Source organism: Streptomyces sp. SID486, from assembly GCF_009865385.1.
GTDB lineage: Bacteria > Actinomycetota > Actinomycetes > Streptomycetales > Streptomycetaceae > Streptomyces.
In genome coordinates this window covers 57,198-77,042 of sequence record NZ_WWJT01000317.1, presented here as the reverse complement: position 1 = coordinate 77,042, position 19,845 = coordinate 57,198, and the positions used below count along the sequence as shown (strand labels likewise).

Genomic DNA, 19,845 nt, shown 5'->3' with positions numbered 1-19,845 from the left:
CGCCGGCGCATCCCCGCGTCGGCCCAGCGGCCCAGCGGCCCAGGGGGCCAGTGGGTCAGCGGCCCGCCGGCGCACCGCCCCCGCGCCCGACGCGGACCGACGCACCGATGCCGCCGGACCCTCCCTGGTCCGGCGGCATCGGTGCGTCTCCCGGCGGCAGCCGTCAGGTGCCGGAGGAGACGGTGTCCCGCTCGGCCGGCCGGCCGCTGCCCGAGGGCGCCCCGGAGGCGTCGGCGGCGGCCACCTCGGTGAAGGCGGCCGGCAACAGCCGGTCCAGCCACTTCGGCAGGTACCAGTTGGCGTCCCCGAGGAGCCTCATCGTGGCCGGCAGCAGCACGATCCGGATGAACGTCGCGTCGACCAGTACGGCGGTCGCCATGCCCACGCCGGACTCCTTCATGGACAGCTGCGGCAGCGTGCCGAACACCCCGGCGACCGCGACCATCACCACGGCCGCCCCGGTGACCACGCTCGCCGTGCCCCGGATGCCCTGCTCGATGGCCTGGGGCGTGGACAGCCCGCGGTCGTGGCCCTCGCGGATCCGGCTGACGACGAACACGTGGTAGTCCATCGACAGGCCGAACAGGAAGACGAACATGAACAGCGGCACCCAGGAGGCGATCCCGCCGGTGCTGGTGAAGCCGAGCAGGCCCTCGCCCCAGCCCTTCTGGAAGACGAGCACCACGATGCCGTAGGCCGCGCCCACCGACAGCGTGTTGAGCACCAGGGTGAAGCCGGCGACCACCAGGGAGCGGAAGGAGACCAGCATCACCGCGAACGTGAACAGCAGCACGAAGCCCGCCACCCAGGGCGCCCGGTCGGACAGGTTGGCGTTGGTGTCGACCGAGGCCGCGGTGGTGCCGCCGACGGCGACGTCCGCCCCGGGCAGCTTGCCGAAGGTGTCCGGGACGACCTCGGTGCGCAGGGCGCGAAGGGCCCGTACGGATGTGTCGTCCGTGCCCGTGCCGGCCAGGCCCACGGTGGCCACGGCGACCTTGCCGTCGTCCGACACCCGGTAGGTCACCGGCCCGCTCAGCCGCGGACCCGCCGCGCCGACGGCCCGGGTGAAGTCCCGCAGTGCCGCCTCGCCCGCCGCCCCGCGCAGACCGTCGGCCCTGACCACCACCTTGGCCGGGGTCGACGAACCGGGGAAGGCGCCCTGGATCCGCTCGTACGTCCGCAGCGCCGGCAGGCTCTTGGCCGACAGGTCGCTCACCCCCGGGTCCGAGGTGTGCAGCGAGAACGCCGGGGCGACCAGGGCCAGCAGCGCGCCGCCGCACACCACCAGCGAGACGACCGGCCGGCGCAGTACGGCGGCGAGCACGACACCCCAGAAGCCACGGCGCCCGGCCTCCTCCGCCCCGGTCGCGTCCTGCGCGCGCATCCGGGGCAGCAGCGGCACCCGGCCCTTGTCGATCCGGTGGCCGAGCAGCGAGAGGAGCGCGGGCAGCACCGTCACCGAGCCGAGGACCGCGACCGCCACGACGATGATGGTCGCGGTGGCCATGCCGTAGAAGATGCCGTTGCCGGACAGGAACAGCCCGGCGAGGGAGACCATGACGGTCAGGCCCGAGACGATGACCGAACGGCCGGAGGTGGCCGCCGCCGCGCTCACGGCCGCCTCGGTGCTGTTGCCCCGGGCCCGCTCCTCGCGCACCCGGCGGATGTAGAACAGCGAGTAGTCGACGCCGACGGCGATGCCGATGAGCGACATGACGGAGCTGCCGTTCTGGTCGATGTGCACCAGGTGGCTGCCGAGGGTGAGCAGCCCGCCGGCGGCGACCACGGCGGTGAGCGCGAGCACCACCGGCAGCAGGGCGGCGACCAGCGCGCCGAACGCCACCAGCAGGATGCCCAGGGTCACGGGGAAGGAGATCGTCTCCGCGTTCGTGTAGTCGGTGTGCAGCTTCTCCTCGTACTTGTGCGCGAAGGACGCCTCGCCGAACTGCTCCACGGTGACACTGGGGGAGACCTCGGCGGAACGCGCGACGGCGTCGAGGACCGGCTGCACCTCCTCCTTCGCCTCGACGGCGTCACCCGCCATGTCGAACTGGACCAGGGCGCTGTGCCGGTCCGCCGAGACGGCCGCGGCGCCCGCCGGGTCCAGCGGCGACACCACGTCACGGACCTTGCCGGTGCGCTTGATGCGCTCCACCACGTCGGTGACGGCCGCGCGGAACTCCGGTGAGCCCACGGTCGCCCGGTCACTGTGGACGAACGCCACCTCGTGCGCGGGCAGGCTCAGTCCCGCGTCGCTCAGGATCCGTTCCGCGTGCCGGGCCTCGCCGTTGGTGAGTTCGGCGGGGGTCGGCTCGTGCTGGGTGACCATGCCGCCGGCCACGGTGGCCACGACGACGAACGCCAGCCAGAGCAGCACGGCCGCCCATCTGTGGGTGGCACTCCAACGCCCCGCGGCCTGCGCGAGACCTCGCCTGTTTGTCACGTTCTTCTCCTCCGTCGAGCCGGTCGGCTGCGTCGAGCCGCGCAGGGTCAGGAGGAGCCGGGAGGCCCAAACGTTCCGTACGTCTTTCGCGGTTCCCGCCGCGCACCGGTTCGAGGACGGACGGAACCTTTCGCCCGTCCGGCGCCTCCTGACCAACCGACCAGCACCGCCAACACCCCCTGGAGCCCTCGTGGAGACCGTGGCGCACACCACCACCCCGCCGCTGCCCGAGCTGGACGGAGTCCGGCACCGATATGTCAGCGTGCGCGGTGTCCGCCTGCACGTCGCGGAGATCGGCCAGGGCGAACCCGTCGTCCTGCTGCACGGCTTCCCCCAGCACTGGTACGGCTGGCGGCGGCTCGTCCCGCTGCTGTCCGGCCGGTACCGGCTGCTGTGCGTGGACCAGCGCGGCTTCGGCTGGTCCGACGCACCGGGCCACGGCTACGACACCGACAGCAGGGTGGCCGACGTGGTCGGCCTGCTGGACGAACTGGGCCTGGACCGGGTCCACCTCATCGGTCACGACTGGGGCGCCTGGACCGGCTTCCACGTGTGTCTGCAGGCACCCGAGCGGATCCACCGCTACCTGGCGCTGAACATGATGCACCCGTGGCCGCTGCACCACCGGCTCATGCCCCAGTCCTGGCGGTTCTGGTACACGGCGCTGCTGGAGCAGCCGCTGCTGGGCCGCTGGATGCTGCGCAACCGGCCCGGGTTCACCCGCTACCTGATGCGCAGGGGCGTGGTGGACCAGGCGGTGTGGACGCCGGACGCCGTGGACGAGTTCGTGCGCTCCAGCCGGGAACCCGACCGGGCGCGGGCCGGTGAGGCGCTGCACCGCGCCTTCGCCCTGCGGGACATCGCCAAGCTGGTCCTCGGCCGCTACAAGAAGCTCCGGCTCACCACGCCGACGGTGATCCTAGCGGGCGAAAGGGACTTCATGCTGCCGCCGAGCGTGATCACGGACGCCGGACGCCACGCCGACGACCTCCGGGTCGAGGTGGTCCCGGGCTGCGGGCACTACCTCCACGAGGAACGCCCGGACCTGGTGGCCGAGACCGCGGCGGCCCTCTTCACCCCCCACGACTGACCCGGCCCCGGCGCCGCCCGCCTCACCGGGGCCGACGGCGCCGGGCCCGCTCCCGGACGGCGTCCCGGGGCGAGCCCGGCCGGCGCCGAGCCTGCTTCTCGGTCCCTCAGATGTCCCGGAAGGTCTCGATCTGGGCCCCGATCGAGTTCAGGCGTTCCGCGAGGTCCTCGTAACCGCGGTTGATGACGTACACGTTGCGCAGCACCGATGTGCCCTCGGCCGCCATCATCGCCAGCAGGACGACCACCGCGGGCCGCAGGGCAGGCGGGCACATCATCTCGGCCGCGCGCCAGCGGGTCGGGCCCTCGACCAGCACCCGGTGCGGATCCAGGAGCTGGAGCCGGCCGCCGAGGCGGTTGAGGTCGGTCAGGTAGATCGCCCGGTTGTCGTAGACCCAGTCGTGGATCAGCGTCTGGCCCGAGGCGACCGCCGCGATCGCCGCGAAGAACGGGACGTTGTCGATGTTCAGGCCCGGGAACGGCATGGGGTGGATCTTGTCGATCGGGGCTTCGAGCTTGGAGGGCCGTACCGTGAGGTCGATCAGGCGGGTACGGCCGTTGTCCGCGAAGTACTCCGGCGACCGGTCGTGGTCCAGGCCCATCTCCTCCAGGACCGCCAGCTCGATCTCCAGGAACTCGATCGGCACCCGGCGCACCGTCAGTTCCGACTCCGTGACCACCGCGGCGGCCAGCAGGCTCATCGCCTCCACCGGGTCCTCGGAGGGCGAGTAGTCCACGTCGACGTCGATGTTCGGCACACCGTGCACGGTGAGCGTCGTGGTGCCGATGCCCTCCACCCTGACGCCCAGGGCCTCCAGGAAGAAACACAGGTCCTGGACCATGTAGTTGGAGGAGGCGTTGCGGATGACCGTCACACCGTCGTGCCGGGCGGCGGCCAGCAGCGCGTTCTCGGTCACCGTGTCGCCGCGCTCGGTCAGCACGATCGGGCGGTCGGGGCGGACCGAGCGGTCCACCTGGGCGTGGTACTGGCCCTCGGTGGCCGCGACGTCCAGGCCGAACCGGCGTAGCGCGATCATGTGCGGCTCGATGGTCCGCGTGCCCAGGTCGCAGCCGCCGGCGTAGGGCAGCTTGAAGTGGTCCATGCGGTGCAGCAGCGGGCCGAGGAACATGATGATCGAGCGGGTCCGTACGGCGGCCTCCGCGTCGATCGCCGCCAACTCCAGCTCGGCGGGCGGGATCAGTTCCAGGTCGACGCCGTCGTTGACCCAGCGGGTGCGCACGCCGATGGAGTTGAGCACCTCCAGCAGGCGGTACACCTCCTCGATGCGCGCCACCCGGCGCAGCAGCGTGCGGCCCTTGTTCAGCAGCGAGGCGCACAGCAGGGCCACGCACGCGTTCTTGCTGGTCTTCACGTCGATGGCACCGGACAGACGGCGGCCGCCGACCACGCGCAGATGCATCGGACCCGCGTAGCCCAGCGACACGATCTCGCTGTCCAGGGCTTCACCGATCCGGGCGATCATCTCAAGGCTGATGTTCTGGTTGCCGCGCTCGATGCGGTTCACCGCGCTCTGGCTGGTGCCGAGCGCCTCCGCGAGCTGCGCCTGAGTCCAGCCGCGGTGTTGCCGCGCGTCACGGATGAGCTTGCCGATGCGTACGAGGTAGTCGTCTGACATGAGGTTGAGGCTATCTCAGATATGAGATCGCGCCCGCCAAGGGGGCCATTCGGGTGATGTCGGTGACGGGCTGTCAGCGGCCCCGCGCCGGCGCGGGGCGGGCGTCCGGAAGGTCTGGAGAAAACGGGCGATGTCGTATGACGTCCGCCGGGGTGACGGAACACCGTCCCGCGTCGCGGAACCGGGACCCGCGCCCGCCCCTCTCCTCTCGGAAGGGGGAACACACACATGACCACCACAGCCACCAGGACCACCAGGACGCGCCACCTCCCCGTGCTCGTCGTGCTCGCTCTCTGCTGCTCGCTTGCCTCGTGCGGCACCCTGCACGCCGACGCCTCGGCCGGCGCGTCCGCGACCGGCGGGGCGACCGCCGGTTGCCACCAGCCGGACGTGCCGACGGAGGAGGACTACGGGGACCTCCCGGACACCACCGACGACGACCCCGGGGGCCTCCCCGACATGACGACGGACGACGACCCTCAGGAGCTCCCGGACGCGACGACCGACGACGACCCCGGGGAACTGCCCGACACGACGACCGACGACGACGCTCAGGAGCTTCCCGACACCACCAGCGACGACTACCGGGAGCTTCCGGACACCACCAGCGACACTCCGGCGGACACCGGCGCGCCCTGCTGGTTCCCCATGCGGCGCGAGTTCCGGGCCTTCCTGGTGGCGGACGGCGGCACGGCGGCGGACGCCGCTGTCGCCCCGCACGTGGAGAGCGTCTACGTCCGTACGTCGGCGCCCGGCGGCCGTACCGAGTCCGTGGTCCGGGTCGACTACGGCGTGGGTGAGCAGGACGGCGCCGATCGCACGGCCAGGGGGTTCGCCCGGTGGCGGAACTCGGACTACGGCGATCACGGCCATGTGAAGGTGCTGGGCCCGGCCAAGACCGTCGCCGAACGCAGCTGGTAGACCGGCGGGCGGGCCGGCCGGGGCGCGCGGGAGGCGGGGGCGGGCATGACCAGACCGCGCCCATGTACTAGTGTTATCTCGACATCGAGATATCTGCCGAGGCGCACCGCAGCCCGCCGCACCGGTAAGGCATGCCTAACTTAGCCTGACCTTACTGGTTCGCCAAGTCGGCGCGGCGGCACGATTGACGGTGGTAGGCGCACATCAATGAAGGAGACTGTCGTGTCGGCGAACAGCTTCGACGCCCGCAGCACGCTGCAGGTGGGCGACGAGTCGTACGAGATCTTCCGGCTGGACAAGGTGGAGGGCTCGGCCCGCCTGCCGTACAGCCTCAAGGTCCTGCTGGAGAACCTGCTCCGCACGGAGGACGGCGCGAACATCACCGCCGACCACATCCGCGCCCTCGGCGGCTGGGACTCCCAGGCCCAGCCCAGCCAGGAGATCCAGTTCACGCCGGCCCGCGTGATCATGCAGGACTTCACCGGCGTCCCCTGTGTCGTGGACCTCGCGACCATGCGTGAGGCCGTGAAGGAGCTGGGCGGCGACCCCGCCAAGATCAACCCGCTGGCCCCGGCCGAGCTGGTCATCGACCACTCCGTCATCGCCGACAAGTTCGGCACGACCAACGCCTTCCAGCAGAACGTCGAGCTGGAGTACGGCCGCAACAAGGAGCGCTACCAGTTCCTGCGCTGGGGCCAGACCGCCTTCGACGAGTTCAAGGTCGTCCCGCCGGGCACCGGCATCGTCCACCAGGTGAACATCGAGCACCTGGCGCGTACGGTCATGGTGCGGGGCGGCCAGGCCTACCCCGACACCCTCGTCGGCACCGACTCGCACACCACCATGGTCAACGGCCTCGGCGTCCTCGGCTGGGGCGTCGGCGGCATCGAGGCCGAGGCCGCCATGCTCGGCCAGCCGGTCTCCATGCTCATCCCGCGCGTCGTCGGCTTCAAGCTCACCGGCGAGCTGCCCACCGGCACCACCGCCACCGACCTCGTGCTCACCATCACCGAGATGCTCCGCAAGCACGGTGTGGTCGGCAAGTTCGTCGAGTTCTACGGCGAGGGCGTCGCCGCCACCTCGCTCGCCAACCGTGCCACCATCGGCAACATGTCGCCGGAGTTCGGCTCCACCGCCGCAATCTTCCCGATCGACGACGAGACCATCAAGTACCTGAAGCTGACCGGCCGCTCCGAGCAGCAGCTCGCGCTCGTCGAGGCGTACGCCAAGGAGCAGGGCCTCTGGCTGGACCCGAAGGCCGAGCCCGACTTCTCCGAGAAGCTCGAGCTGGACCTGTCCACGGTCGTGCCGTCCATCGCCGGCCCGAAGCGCCCGCAGGACCGTATCGTCCTCGCGAACGCCGCCCAGCAGTTCAAGTCCGACGTCCTCAACTACGTCGACGTGGTGGACGAGGCGGGCAAGGAGTCCTTCCCGGCCTCCGACTCGCCGGCCGTCGCCCCGAACGGCGCCCCGAGCAACCCGGTCACCGTCACCGCCCCCGACGGGTCGACGTACGAGATCGACCACGGTGCCGTCACCGTCGCCGCCATCACGTCGTGCACCAACACCTCCAACCCCTACGTCATGGTCGCCGCCGCGCTCGTGGCGAAGAAGGCCGTGGAGAAGGGCCTGACCCGCAAGCCGTGGGTCAAGACCACCCTCGCCCCGGGTTCGAAGGTCGTCACCGACTACTTCGACAAGGCGGGTCTGACGCCGTACCTCGACAAGGTCGGCTTCAACCTCGTCGGCTACGGCTGCACCACCTGCATCGGCAACTCCGGCCCGCTGCCGGAGGAGGTCTCCAAGGCCGTCAACGACCACGACCTCGCGGTCACCTCGGTCCTCTCCGGCAACCGGAACTTCGAGGGCCGTATCAACCCCGACGTCAAGATGAACTACCTGGCGTCCCCGCCGCTGGTCGTCGCGTACGCGCTCGCCGGCTCCATGAAGGTGGACATCACCCGGGACGCCCTCGGCACCGACCAGGACGGCAACCCGGTCTTCCTGAAGGACATCTGGCCGTCCGAGGCCGAGGTCAACGACGTCGTGGCGAACGCCATCGGCGAGGACATGTTCAACAAGTCCTACCAGGACGTCTTCGCCGGCGACGCCCAGTGGCAGTCGCTCCCGGTCCCGACCGGCAACACCTTCGAGTGGGACGCCGAGTCGACCTACGTCCGCAAGCCCCCGTACTTCGAGGGCATGGGCATGGAGCCCGACCCGGTCAGCGACATCGCCGGCGCCCGCGTGCTGGCCAAGCTGGGTGACTCGGTCACCACCGACCACATCTCCCCGGCCGGTGCGATCAAGGCCGACACCCCGGCCGGCAAGTACCTCACGGAGCACGGCGTCGAGCGTCGCGACTTCAACAGCTACGGCTCCCGCCGCGGCAACCACGAGGTCATGATCCGCGGCACGTTCGCCAACATCCGCCTGCGCAACCAGATCGCGCCGGGCACCGAGGGCGGCTACACCCGCGACTTCACCCAGGCCGACGGTCCGGTGTCGTTCATCTACGACGCCTCGCGCAACTACATCGAGCAGGGCATCCCGCTGGTCGTCCTGGCCGGCAAGGAGTACGGCTCCGGCTCGTCCCGCGACTGGGCGGCCAAGGGCACCGCGCTGCTCGGCGTCAAGGCCGTCATCGCCGAGTCCTACGAGCGCATCCACCGCTCCAACCTGATCGGCATGGGCGTGCTCCCGCTCCAGTACCCGGAGGGCCAGTCCGCCGCCTCCCTGGGCCTGACCGGCGAGGAGACCTTCTCCTTCACCGGCGTCGAGGAGCTGAACAACGGCACCACGCCGCGCACGGTCAAGGTCAGCACCGACACCGGTGTGGAGTTCGACGCGGTCGTCCGCATCGACACCCCCGGCGAGGCCGACTACTACCGCAACGGCGGCATCATGCAGTACGTGCTGCGCAACCTGATCCGCAAGTAAGCGGCCCAGGCGAGCGGTTCAGGGCCGCACCCCCCGGCAGCGGGGGTGCGGCCCTTCGCCGTGCCCTTCGCCGTGCCCGCCGGACACCGCCGCGTCTGCCCCGGGTACCTGCCTCGACGGGCGGGACGGGTCACGGGGTCCGGAGGAGTCCGCCCTGCGGCCCGGTGGTGTCCCCGAGGAACCGTTCGAGCGCCGCGCACAGGAGGTCGGGCCGTTCCAGGTGGAGGTCGTGTCCGGCTCCGGGGATGCTCATCGCCACCGTCTCGGGACGCTGCCGGAGCATTCTGCCGCTCTCCTCGGGCGCGATGATGCCCGATCGGCCGAGTACGGCCAGTGTCGGACAGGTGATGCTCGCCCACTCGTCCCAGTAGGAGCGCCGCGCGTTCTCCCGCAGCGAGTCGACCATCACGTCGCGGTCGAAGCGCGGCCACCACCCGCCGTCCCGCCTCTCCAGTCCGGCGGCCCAGCCCTCGCCGACCGGGCCGCCGCCGAAGAACGCCACGGCGGCCTCCCGGGACGGGAAGGGCGTCGGCCACGAGTCGAGCCACCCGCCGATCTCCGCGGGAGTGTCCGGGCTCGCGCCGCCGGGTCCGGCCTCGACGAGCACGAGCGCCCGGACGAGGTCCGGGTGGCCGGCGGCGGTGAGCATGGCGGTGTGGCCGCCGAGCGACTGGCCCAGCAGGACGGGCCGGCCCAGCTCCAGCCGACCGAGGACCGCGACGACGTCGGCGACGTACGCGGCGCGCGAGCGGTCGCGAGGGTGCCGTTCGCCGGCGCCGTGGCCGCGCTGGTCCACGGCGACCACCCGGTACCGGGGGCTCAGGCGCCCGGCGACGGTGTCCCATTCGCCCGCGTGGCCGGCCAGTCCGTGCAGCAGGACGACGGGTGTCCCCGCCCCGCCCCAGTCGCGGCAGGAGATGCGTACGCCGTCGCGCACGACGGTGCGCTCGGTCCAGGTCATGTTCCCCCCAGGGGTGTCGGATGTGAGGCGGGCCGGCGGAGGGTCAGCGGTAGGCGGCGAGGAAGGCCCGCACGCCGGCGGTGGCGTAGTGGTCGAGCTCCGCCTCGGTGTGCCGGGGGCCGCCGTGGAACATGGCCTTGTTGACCGGGATCCACAGCAGCAGGCCGGAGAAGTGGTGGGCGGCCAGGAGCGGGTCGGCGGTCGACAGCAGTCCGTCGTCGGTGAGGCGCCGGAAGGTGCCCGCCAGGGTGGCCAGGACCCGCTCGAAGCCCTGCTCGTACCAGTCGGCGCCCAGCTCGGGGAAGGCGTCCGCGTTGGCGATGACCAGGCGCCGCAGCTGAAGGACCTGGGGATGGGTGAGCGCGGCCAGGAACCGGCGGGCCAAGCGGGTCAGGTTCTCTTCCAGGGCGTCGGCGTCGGCCGGGATGTGGGCCACCAGGTCGACCATGTCGTCGACCCGGTCGGTGGTGGCCATCACGATCTCGGCGAACAGCGTCTCCTTGTCGGAGAAGTGCTTGTAGACGGTCTGCTTGGACACCGCGGCCAGCTTCGCGACGTCGTCCATGCTGGTACCGGAGTACCCCTTGCTCATGAACGCGCCGGTCGCGGCCTCCATGATCGCCCGGCGCTTGAGCGCCGACCTGCCGTGCTCGCTCGCTTCCATGCCGCCTCCCGACCTCAGTACTGGACAGTCCAGTTCTCCTGTGAGTACTGTACCGTCCAGTTCCGGCAGTACCACACCGTCCAGTTTCGGCGGGTTCCCGACCAAGGAGGACTTCACATGACCCGGACCGCCGGCACCCCTCTCGCCGTCTCCGCACCGGCCCACTCGCCCGGTGGCAGCGGAGCCCGCGACCCGGCGGTGAGCCGGACCCTCCTCCGCCCGCCGCCCCCGGCGAGGCCGTCATCCGAGACCACCCAGCACGAACGGACGGACACAGCAGCATGACCGAACCAGTGAAGGGCCCCGCCGCCTACTTCCCCTCGATCGAGAAGAAGTACGGCCGTCCGATCGCCGAGTGGAAGGACCTCATCCGCGCCTCACCCCTGACCCGGCACATGGAGCTCGTCTCCTGGCTCAAGACCGAGCACGGCCTGGGCCACGGCCACGCCAACGCGCTCGTCGCGCACACCCTCGCCGAGGACAGCGGAAGATGAACCGAGTCCGGCCCCGGCAGAGGTGGCCGTGGCCTCCCGCGTGACCGACCGCGGCAGGCCACGGCTGCTGAGCGGCCCTGGTGCGTCACGGATCCGGGTGCGTCACAGGTCAGGGAACGCCGAGAGGTCCGGGAACTCGGCCGGGTCCGTGAACTCCCCGGGGTCCGGCACGGCCAGTTCGGCCCAGATCACCTTGCCGTGCGGCGTGTACCGGGTGCCCCAGCGCTCGGCCAGCTGGGACACCAGGAACAGACCCCGGCCTCCCTCGTCGGTCGTCGCGGCGTACCGCAGATGCGGCGAGGTGCTGCTGCCGTCGGCCACCTCGCAGACCAGCGCGCGGTCGTGGATCAACCGCACATGCACCGGATCGGAGCCGTAGCGGATCGCGTTGGTGATCAGCTCGCTCAGCACGAGTTCCATGCCGAAGCCCAGCTCGGACAGCCCCCACTCCTCCAGCGTGGCCGAGACGGCGGCGCGCATCCCGGACACGGCGGCCGGATCGCGCGGAACGTCCCAGTCCGCGACCCGGCCGGCCGGCAGCGCCCGGGTGCGCGCGATGAGCAGGGCCACGTCGTCGCCGGGGCGCTCGGGCAGCAGCTCCTCCAGCACCGCCCGGCAGCTCTCCTCCGGCGGCCGGCCCGGGTGCCCCGCCAGGGCCCCGCGCAGCAGCTCCATGCCCTCGTCCAGGTCCCGCGCGCGGTCCTCGATGAGACCGTCGGTGTAGAGCACGAGCTGGCTGCCCTCGGCCAGCTCCAGCTCCGCCGTCTGGAACGGCAGCCCGCCCAGGCCCAGCGGGGGACCGGCCGGCAGGTCGGGGAAGGTGACGCTGCCGTCGGGCTCGACCAGCGCGGGCGCCAGGTGCCCGGCCCGGGCCATGACACAGCGGCGGGTCACCGGGTCGTAGATGGCGTACAGGCAGGTGGCACCCATGATCTCCCCGGGGCGGTCCGGGCCCTCGTCCTGGTCGATGCGGCCGACGAGGTCGTCCAGGTGCTGGAGCAGCTCGTCGGGCGGCAGGTCCAGCGTGGAGAAGTTGTGCACCGCGGTGCGCAGCCGGCCCATCGTCGCGGCGGCGTGCAGCCCGTGCCCCACCACGTCGCCGACCACCAGCGCCACCCGGCTCCCCGGCAGCGGGATCACGTCGAACCAGTCCCCGCTCACCCCCGACTGCGCCGGCAGATAGCGGTAGCCGACGTCGAGGGCGTTCTGCTCGGGCAGGGCCCGGGGCAGCAGACTGCGCTGCAGGGTGACGGCGAGGGCGTGCTCGCGGGTGTACCGGCGGGCGTTGTCGATGCTGACGGCGGCCCGGGCCACCAGCTCCTCCGCCAGGGACAGCTCCTCCGTGTCGAAAGGTTCCTGCTTGGCACGCCAGAAGTTGGCGATGCCCAGGACGGCACCGCGCGCCCGGATCGGAGCGGTGATCAGCGAGTGGATGCCGTAGTCCAGGATCTGCCGGGTCCGCTTCGGGTCCTGCGCGTGCCAGCCCTCGGCCGTCGCCAGGTCGGTCACCAGCTCGGCGCGTCCCGCGTCGTAGCCGCGCGCCTGCGGGGTGGAGGGCAGGAAGTCGATGAGCCGGCCCTGCTCGTAGAGGGGATGGTCGTCCCGGATGCCGCTCACGGCGACCCGCCGCATGTCGGTCGCCGTCGGGGCGGGTTCGTCCCCGTGCAGCACCGGGTCCGCCAGGTCGACGGTGACGAAGTCGGCGAAGCGGGGGACCGCGACCTGTGCCAGCTCGTCGGCCGTGCGGACCACGTCCAGGGTGCTGCCGATGCACAGGCCCGCGTCGTACAGCAGCTCCAGCCGCTCCCGGGCGGCCTCGGCGCGCCCCGACACCGCCTGCAGCTCGGTGGAGTCGCGAAGGGTGACGACGGTCCCCCCGGGGCACCCGGCGTGGTCCGTGGGCCGCTGGTTGACCGCCAGCAGGCGCCCCATGGCGAAGTGCACCTCGTCGCTGGCCTCCCGGCCGGAGCCGAGCAGTTCCAGCGTCGCCGGGTCGAGGCCCGGCAGCTCCCGTACGACGCACCCCTCGACGTCGGCGGGCAGCTCCAGCAGCCGCCGCGCCTCGTCGTTGGCGAGCAGCAGCCGGCCGCCGGCGTCGATGATGAGCACGCCCTCGCGCACCGAGTGCAGGACCGTGTCGTGATGCTCGTACATGCGGGACATCTCGTCCGGGGCCAGGCTGTGGGTCTGCCGCCGCAGCCGCCTGCCCACCAGAGCCGTACCGCCGGTCGACACCACGAGCGCGACGGCTCCGGCGCCCAGGATGATGGGCAGCTGCCGGTCCAGCGCGCTGGTCACGTTCTTGACCTTCAGCCCCGCGGAGACCAGGGCGACCACCTTGCCGCGGGCGTCGTCGACGGGCACGGTGGCCTGCACCTCACGGCCCAGCGGACCGTTCACGCTCTCGGTGTAGACGCGCCCGGCCAGGGACGGCGCGATGTTGCCCACGAACCGCTCGCCGATCCGGGCGGGGATCGGATGCGTGTAGCGGATGCCGCGGGTGTCCATGACCACGATGAAGTCGACACCCGCGGCCTTGCGCCCGGCCTCCGTCAGGGGCTGGAGGACCTTGGACGGCTCGGGCAGCCGCAGCGCCTGGAGCACTCCCGGAGCGTGGGCGAAGGTCTCCGCGACGGCTATGGACCGGCGCCTGGCCTCGGTGGTGGTGTCCCGCTTGGACTGCAGGAGGAGGGCGAGGACGGCGCAGAGGACGAGCAGCACCACCAGCACCACCTGGAGCAGGAAGACCTGCCCGGCGACGCTCCGGGGACTCTTGCCGATCACGGTGCGCCACGCGAGGCGCCTGAATCGGGCGTATGCGTCCGACATGCGGTATTTGTAGCACTGGTGGTTTTGAGGTGGCTATGGCTCGTCCACGAGCTGGACACGTTTCGCTCGCCCCTCGACCCCTTCCGGCCGGTCCGCAGCCCGGTGCGGCGCGGGTCACGGCGTCGGCCGCGCCGACGCGTCGGACGGCTCCGGCGGACCCGGTGGCCGAGTCACCGGGTCCGCGAGCCGGGCAGGTGAGGGGGGTGGGTGTACCTGCCCGGAGGGGTTGGCCTGGACGTACACGGCTTGTGTGACGGACGGGCGGCGCGACATCGTTGTCATCTGGTCCTGAGGTGACTCTACCGCCTCAACCGACAACGATGTCAACCCACTTGGCCCGCCCCGTCCGGGTGAACCCGGTGGCGCGCCTGCCGAGGCGTACGCGCTCTTCCGTGGTACCGGTGGCGCACGCTACTGTCCCTGCGGCTTGTGCGACCTGTGGTGCGCGACCCGTCCGTTAGGAGGAAGGGCCGCGTCATGCGTTTCCGACCCACGTCCCTGCTGCTGGCCGCGCTTCTGGCGACCGCCGGCACCGCCCCTCCCGCCCTCGCGGCGGCCACCGCACCACCCGGCCTCGTCGAGGACCCCACCGGGTACGTCGACCCGCTGATCGGCACCGGCAACGGCGGCGACGTCTTCCCGGGCGCCGTCGTGCCGTTCGGCATGCTCTCCTGGAGCCCGGAGAACACGCGCGGCGACGCGACGAGAACCGCCGCCCCGGGCGGCTACCGGTACGACGCCACCCGCATCCGGGGTTTCAGCCTCACCCACATGTCCGGCACCGGCTGCGCCGGCGGCAGCGGGGACATCCCGTTCTTCCCGTACGCGGGCGAGGTCACCTCCTCACCGGCGAGCGACACCGCCGATGCCGTCTACGCGTCCGGCTTCAGCCACGCCGACGAGACCGCCGAGCCCGGCCACTACAAGGTGGGCCTGGCCTCCGGCGTCACCGCCGACCTCACCGCCACCGCCCGCACCGGCTCGGCCCGCTTCGCCTACCCGGCGGGCAGGGCCGCCTCCCTGCTCGTGCGCACCGCCAACTCCGAGGTGGGCTCACAGGACTCGACGGTCACCGTCGACCCGGCCACCCGGACGATCTCCGGCTCGGTCACCTCCGGCAACTTCTGCGGCTATCTCGACCCCGAGGGACGACGCGCCTACTACACCCTCTACTTCACCGCGCGCTTCGACCGCGCCTTCACGTCCACCGGCACCTGGCACGACGGCGACCTGGAGCCCGGGTCCCGGCACACCTCCGGCGGGACCGGCGGCTTCTCGCAGGGCGGACGGCCCGTCGCCGGGAAGGGCGCGGGCGCCTACGTGGAGTTCGCGCCCGGCGACGGCCCGGTGAACGCCCAGGTCGGCATCTCCTACGTCAGCCCGGAGGCCGCCGAGGACAACCTGGCCGCCGAGAACCCGCCGGGCCGGTCCTTCGACGCCGTCCGGGACGCCGCCCGCCGGGCCTGGCGGGAACGCCTGGGAGCCGTCCGGGTCGGCGGCGGCACGGACGCCGAGCGCACCACCTTCTACACCGCGCTCTACCACGCACTGCTCCACCCGAACGTCATCAGCGACGCCGACGGCCGGTACCGCGGCGCCGACGGCAGGGTGCACACCGTCGGCAGGGGGCACCGGGCCCAGTACGGCACCTTCTCCGGCTGGGACGTGTACCGCGACCAGGTGCAGCTGCTGACCCTGCTGAACCCGCGCACGGGCTCGGACATCGCGCAGTCCCTGTACGAACTCGCCCGGCAGAACGGCGGTGTCTGGGACCGCTGGCTGCACGGCGCGAGCGGCACCCACGTCATGAACGGCGACCCCTCGCCGACCGCGCTGGCCGGCATCCGCGCCTTCGGCGGCGAGGACTTCGACCTGCGAGGCGCCCTCGCCTCGCTCGTCCGGGCGGCGACCGTACCCACGGCCGGGGACCTCTCCCCGGCCGGCAAGCCCGTGCTGTCGGTGGGGCAGCGGCCCTCGCTCGACAAGTACCTGAAGCTGCACTACATGCCCTCCGTCTCCAACGCCTGGGGCGGGGCCGCCGAGACCCTGGAGATGTCCACCGCGGACTTCGCGCTGTCCCAGCTCGCCCGCGCGGCGGGGAGGAAGGACACGGCGGCCGCCTTCGCCCGCCGCGCCCAGTGGTGGCAGAACAGCTTCGACGTCGCGGCCGATCCGGGCGGCGGCTACATCGCGGGCCGCAAGGCGGACGGCAGCTGGGTCCCCGGCTTCACGCCGGGCACCGGCAGCGGATTCGTCGAGGGCACGGCCGCCCAGTACACCTGGATGGTCCCGCACGACCCGGCGGGCCTCTTCGCGGCGATGGGCGGCCGGGACAGGGCACTGGCCAGGCTGGACGACTTCTTCCACGACGCCGGCGGCGGCTGGGCCTTCACCGGCAGCGGCGGCACCAAGTCCGAGCTGGACAACGAGCCGTCGATCAACGTCCCCTACCTGTACGACTACGCGGGCGCCCCCTACAAGACGCAGGAGACCGTCCGCGCGGCGATGCGGCAGCTGTGGACCACCGAGCCCGGCGGCATCCCGGGCAACGACGACCTCGGCGCGATGTCCGCCTGGTACGTCTTCTCCGCCCTCGGCATGTACCCACAGGTACCGTCCCGTGCCGAACTGGTACTGGCCTCACCGCTGTTCGAACGGATCGAGATCCACCGCCCGCGGGGCGGCGACATCACCGTCCACGCCACCGGAGCGGCCGCCGACGCCCCCTACGTCCGGTCCCTTAAGGTCGACGGCCGGGCCGCCGACCGCCCCTGGCTGCCCGCGTCCTTCGTCCGGGACGGCGGCCGGCTCGACTACACCCTGTCCTCCGTCCCGGACCGCGGCTGGGGCGCGGACAGCCCGCCGCCGTCGTTCCGGGAGGGCGAGCAGCCGTACCAGATCGGGGTCGGCCCCACCACGGCCACCCTCGCCCCGGGGGACAGCACGAAGGTCGGTGTCCGGGCGCTGTCGCTGACCGGCGGCACCGGCCCCGAGGTGCGCTTCCGGGTGGAGACCCCGCCCGGGGTGAGCGCCGCCCCGGCCGAGGGCACCGTGACCGACGGCGCCCAGGAGATCACCCTCACCGCGGCCCGGGACGCCGAGCAGGGCTTCGCCGACGTCAGGATCACCGTGACCTCGGGCGACTCCTCCTACGCCCAGCCGGTGTCGCTCACCGTGGCCGCCCACGGCACCCTGCTCGCCGCCTACGACAGCACGGGCATCTCCGACGACACCGGCGAACACGACGAGGCCGACTACGACGGCGGCGGCTGGAGCTACTCCCGCCAGGCCCTCGCGGCGGCCGGCCTCACCCCGGGCGGGCACTCCACGGCCGGCGGCCTCGGCTTCACCTGGCCCGGCTCACCGGCCGGCCGCCCCGACAACGCCACCGCCGCCGGCCAGACCGTCCGGCTGCCCGCCCCCGCAGCCGCGCTGTCCTTCATCGGCAGCGCCGTCGACGGCGACCAGCGGGCCGAAGCGACCGTCACCTACACCGACGGCACCACCGGCACCGCCGACCTGTCCTTCACCGACTGGACCATGGGCGGTGGCGGCGGCACCGTCCGGTACGGCAACGAAGTCGTCGCCAAGACCGCGTACCGCAACGTCGCGGGCGCGGACAGGGACCCCGTGCCGACGTACGTCTTCGCCACCACCCCGTACCGGGCCCCGGCCGGCAAACGGATCGCCGCCGTCACCCTCCCGCGCGCCACGGACCTCCACGTCTTCACCCTCGCCACGGCCTGACCCCGGCGCACCGGGCGGCCCGCAGGTACCGCCCTCGGACACCGGGACGCTGTTGGTCGATCTCCCCCGTTGGACGTGTTCCAGCGGGGGAGCAGAAGCACGACCTCGGCAATCTCGCCGCCGCCGACCTGGGGCAGATCACCCGGACCGTGAAGCGCAAGCTCAAGATGCTGCGGTATCGACGCCAACTGCTCGACGGCTGCCTCACCGGCACCGGGCCGGCCCTCGACGCGTGACCAGCTGAGAACCCGCCCCCCCACGCGCGATCAGTAGCATCGCGTCGCCTGGAATGAGGTTCCCGCCCGACGAATCGAGTGAGCCCATGAGCGACGACGTCCTCTCCGTCATTCCGACCGACCCGCACTGGCAGCCCGAGCAGGCCGCGGCCGACCGTACTGCGTCGATCGTGGAAGACCTGGTCCCCGGGCTCCCCGGCGGCGACGACGTCGAGATCGACGTCACCTGGCACGACACACTCGCCGTCGTCGACTGCGGTCAGAATCTGCAGAAGATCGGGTGTCCCCACTGCGGTGCGTCGATCGACACCGAGTGGTGGGGCGACCTGCTCGAGGCCCACTGCGACGACGGCTTCGCAACCCTCGCCGTGGTGGTCCCCTGCTGCGGCACCGCGACCTCGCTGGACGCACTGGACTATGACTGGCCCTGTGGCTTTGCTCGATTCGAGATCGCCATCTGGAACCCTGAGCGCACCTGGTTCAGCGACGAGGAACTGACCGCCGTCGAGGCCGCACTCGGGCATCCAGTGCGGCAAATCAGGGCCCACATCTGACAAACCTCAGCCCGCGAGGCCCGACATCACGAGTTCTGGTTCAGAGAACCGTCTACCAGCGCGAGGACGGCCGCTGGGGGCGCCGGATACGTGCTGGCCCCCGGCAACACCCGCAAGCGCATCCGCATTTATGGCACCACCTGCAAGAAGGCCCTGCCCAAGCTCACCGAAAAGATCGCCGCTAGCAATCGCGGCCTCCCCATTCGGTCCGCGCAGGGCAGCGTGGCCGCGTTCCTGACGTACTGGCTGGAGAACGTCGCCGACCACCACCTCCGCGAGAACACCCACACCCGCTACACCGCCTGCGTCAACCGCTACCTCATCCCGGCCTGGGCAGGAAGAAGCTGGCCAAGCCCATCGCCAAGGACGTCCGCACCTGGCTCAACCAGATCCGCACCACCTGCCAGTGCTGTGCGCTCGGTTATCGACGCCCGGCACGATGAGCCCCACTGCTGTACCGCCGGCCAGTGCTGCCACGAGGTGCTCTCTCCCCTGACGCTCGCCTACATCCGTTCCGTGCTCAAGTCCGCCCTGGAGCTCGCCGTCCGCGAGGAAGAGATCCCGCGCAACGTCGCCCGCAACGTCCGCCCGGCACCCCACGGCCCCGTCGCTTCGAACCTCTCACCGCCGACGAAGCCCGCCAGTTCCTCGCGGCCACGCGCGGACACCGGTTGCACGCGCTGTTCGAACTCGCCCCCCACACCGGACTCCGTAAGGGCGAACTCCTCGGCCTGACCCGGGAAGACCTCAACCTCGACGCGGGCACCGCCGCGATCAGCCGAACCTTGCAGGGCGCCGCCGCAGGTGGGCTCATCACGCTGCTCACCAGACCCGGGCCTCCGAGCGCCGTATCGCCCTTCCCAGCCGTTGCCTCCACTCGCTGAAGCTTCACCACGAACAGCAGCAGCAAGAGTGGGAGGCCGCAGACGCCTCGTGGTAACCCGGCGAACACGTGTTCACCGCAGCGCAGGGTCGACCCATCGACCCGACCAACCTCACCCGTGCCCTCGCCACGCTTCTCCGCAAGGTCGGCCTCCGCCGCATCCGCTTCCACGACCTCAGGCACTCGACCGCCACCCTGCTCCTGGAACAGGGCGTCGAGCTCGTCGTGATCAAGGAACTCCTCGGCCACGCCCAGGTAGGCGTCACCGCCACCGTCTGCGCCCATGTGAGGCTCCGCCTCCAGCGCCAGGCCATCGACACCCTCAGCACCGCCCTCGACGGCCCGACGGTCGCCACGACGGTCAGCGCCGACGGCGGCGAACCACCACCCTGCGTCGCAGCCGTCCGCTGACGTTGCCGTCGACTACTGCCGTCATCCCATGCAGAA

Annotated in this window: 11 protein-coding genes and 1 pseudogene; 7 read left to right on the top strand and 5 right to left on the bottom strand. The window is 71.8% G+C overall.

Features of this window, described 5'->3' with window-relative positions; all coding sequences use genetic code 11:
- Positions 1 to 163 precede the first annotated feature (163 nt).
- Positions 164 to 2,443: an MMPL family transporter gene (locus tag GT045_RS14900; protein WP_161334450.1), complete on the bottom strand. Its 2,280-nt coding sequence runs from the start codon at positions 2,441 to 2,443 to the stop codon at positions 164 to 166.
- 190 nt (positions 2,444 to 2,633) lie between these two features.
- Between GT045_RS14900 and GT045_RS14895 the strand changes: the two genes are divergently transcribed.
- On the top strand, positions 2,634 to 3,533 hold the full coding sequence (locus tag GT045_RS14895; RefSeq protein WP_161334449.1) for an alpha/beta hydrolase: 900 nt from the start codon (positions 2,634 to 2,636) through the stop codon (positions 3,531 to 3,533).
- Positions 3,534 to 3,639: 106 nt separating this feature from the next.
- On the opposite strand, the gene GT045_RS14890 is transcribed toward GT045_RS14895, so the two are convergent.
- Complete coding sequence (locus tag GT045_RS14890; protein WP_161334448.1) at positions 3,640 to 5,169, bottom strand: UDP-N-acetylglucosamine 1-carboxyvinyltransferase; 1,530 nt, start codon at positions 5,167 to 5,169, stop codon at positions 3,640 to 3,642.
- 228 nt (positions 5,170 to 5,397) lie between these two features.
- On the opposite strand from GT045_RS14890, the gene GT045_RS14885 reads away from it, so the two are divergent.
- Together GT045_RS14885 and acnA are read left to right on the top strand one after the other, a co-directional pair.
- Complete coding sequence (locus GT045_RS14885) at positions 5,398 to 6,090, top strand: hypothetical protein (protein ID WP_161334447.1); 693 nt, start codon at positions 5,398 to 5,400, stop codon at positions 6,088 to 6,090.
- A 222-nt stretch (positions 6,091 to 6,312) separates the two neighbouring features.
- Positions 6,313 to 9,030, top strand: coding sequence for an aconitate hydratase AcnA (acnA, locus tag GT045_RS14880; RefSeq protein ID WP_161287224.1), 2,718 nt, complete (start codon positions 6,313 to 6,315; stop codon positions 9,028 to 9,030).
- A 130-nt stretch (positions 9,031 to 9,160) separates the two neighbouring features.
- On the opposite strand, the gene GT045_RS14875 is transcribed toward acnA, so the two are convergent.
- Entirely contained in the window at positions 9,161 to 9,991 is an 831-nt protein-coding gene (locus GT045_RS14875; protein ID WP_161334446.1) for an alpha/beta hydrolase, read from the bottom strand.
- Positions 9,992 to 10,034: 43 nt separating this feature from the next.
- A complete protein-coding gene (locus tag GT045_RS14870) occupies positions 10,035 to 10,655 on the bottom strand; it encodes a TetR/AcrR family transcriptional regulator (RefSeq protein WP_161287226.1) in 621 nt (206 codons plus the stop codon).
- A gap of 281 nt (positions 10,656 to 10,936) precedes the next feature.
- Here GT045_RS14870 and GT045_RS14865 point away from each other — a divergent pair, with 281 nt between their 5' ends.
- A complete protein-coding gene (locus GT045_RS14865) occupies positions 10,937 to 11,149 on the top strand; it encodes a DUF4287 domain-containing protein (RefSeq protein ID WP_161287227.1) in 213 nt (70 codons plus the stop codon).
- Between the two features lie 102 nt (positions 11,150 to 11,251).
- On the opposite strand, the gene GT045_RS14860 is transcribed toward GT045_RS14865, so the two are convergent.
- Positions 11,252 to 13,978 (bottom strand): SpoIIE family protein phosphatase, encoded by a 2,727-nt coding sequence (locus GT045_RS14860; protein ID WP_202528091.1) that lies wholly within the window; start codon positions 13,976 to 13,978, stop codon positions 11,252 to 11,254.
- A 477-nt stretch (positions 13,979 to 14,455) separates the two neighbouring features.
- Here GT045_RS14860 and GT045_RS14855 point away from each other — a divergent pair, with 477 nt between their 5' ends.
- From GT045_RS14855 to GT045_RS38900, 3 genes and pseudogenes are all read left to right on the top strand, one after another.
- Positions 14,456 to 17,725 carry a GH92 family glycosyl hydrolase gene (locus GT045_RS14855; RefSeq protein WP_161334445.1) on the top strand — a complete coding sequence of 1,090 codons (3,270 nt, stop codon included), beginning with the start codon at positions 14,456 to 14,458 and terminating at the stop codon, positions 17,723 to 17,725.
- A 322-nt stretch (positions 17,726 to 18,047) separates the two neighbouring features.
- Positions 18,048 to 18,515 (top strand): hypothetical protein, encoded by a 468-nt coding sequence (locus tag GT045_RS14850; protein ID WP_161334444.1) that lies wholly within the window; start codon positions 18,048 to 18,050, stop codon positions 18,513 to 18,515.
- Positions 18,512 to 19,809: pseudogene (locus GT045_RS38900) on the top strand (tyrosine-type recombinase/integrase). Before GT045_RS14850 ends, GT045_RS38900 begins: the two are co-directional and overlap by 4 nt.
- The last annotated feature ends 36 nt before the right edge of the window (positions 19,810 to 19,845 follow it).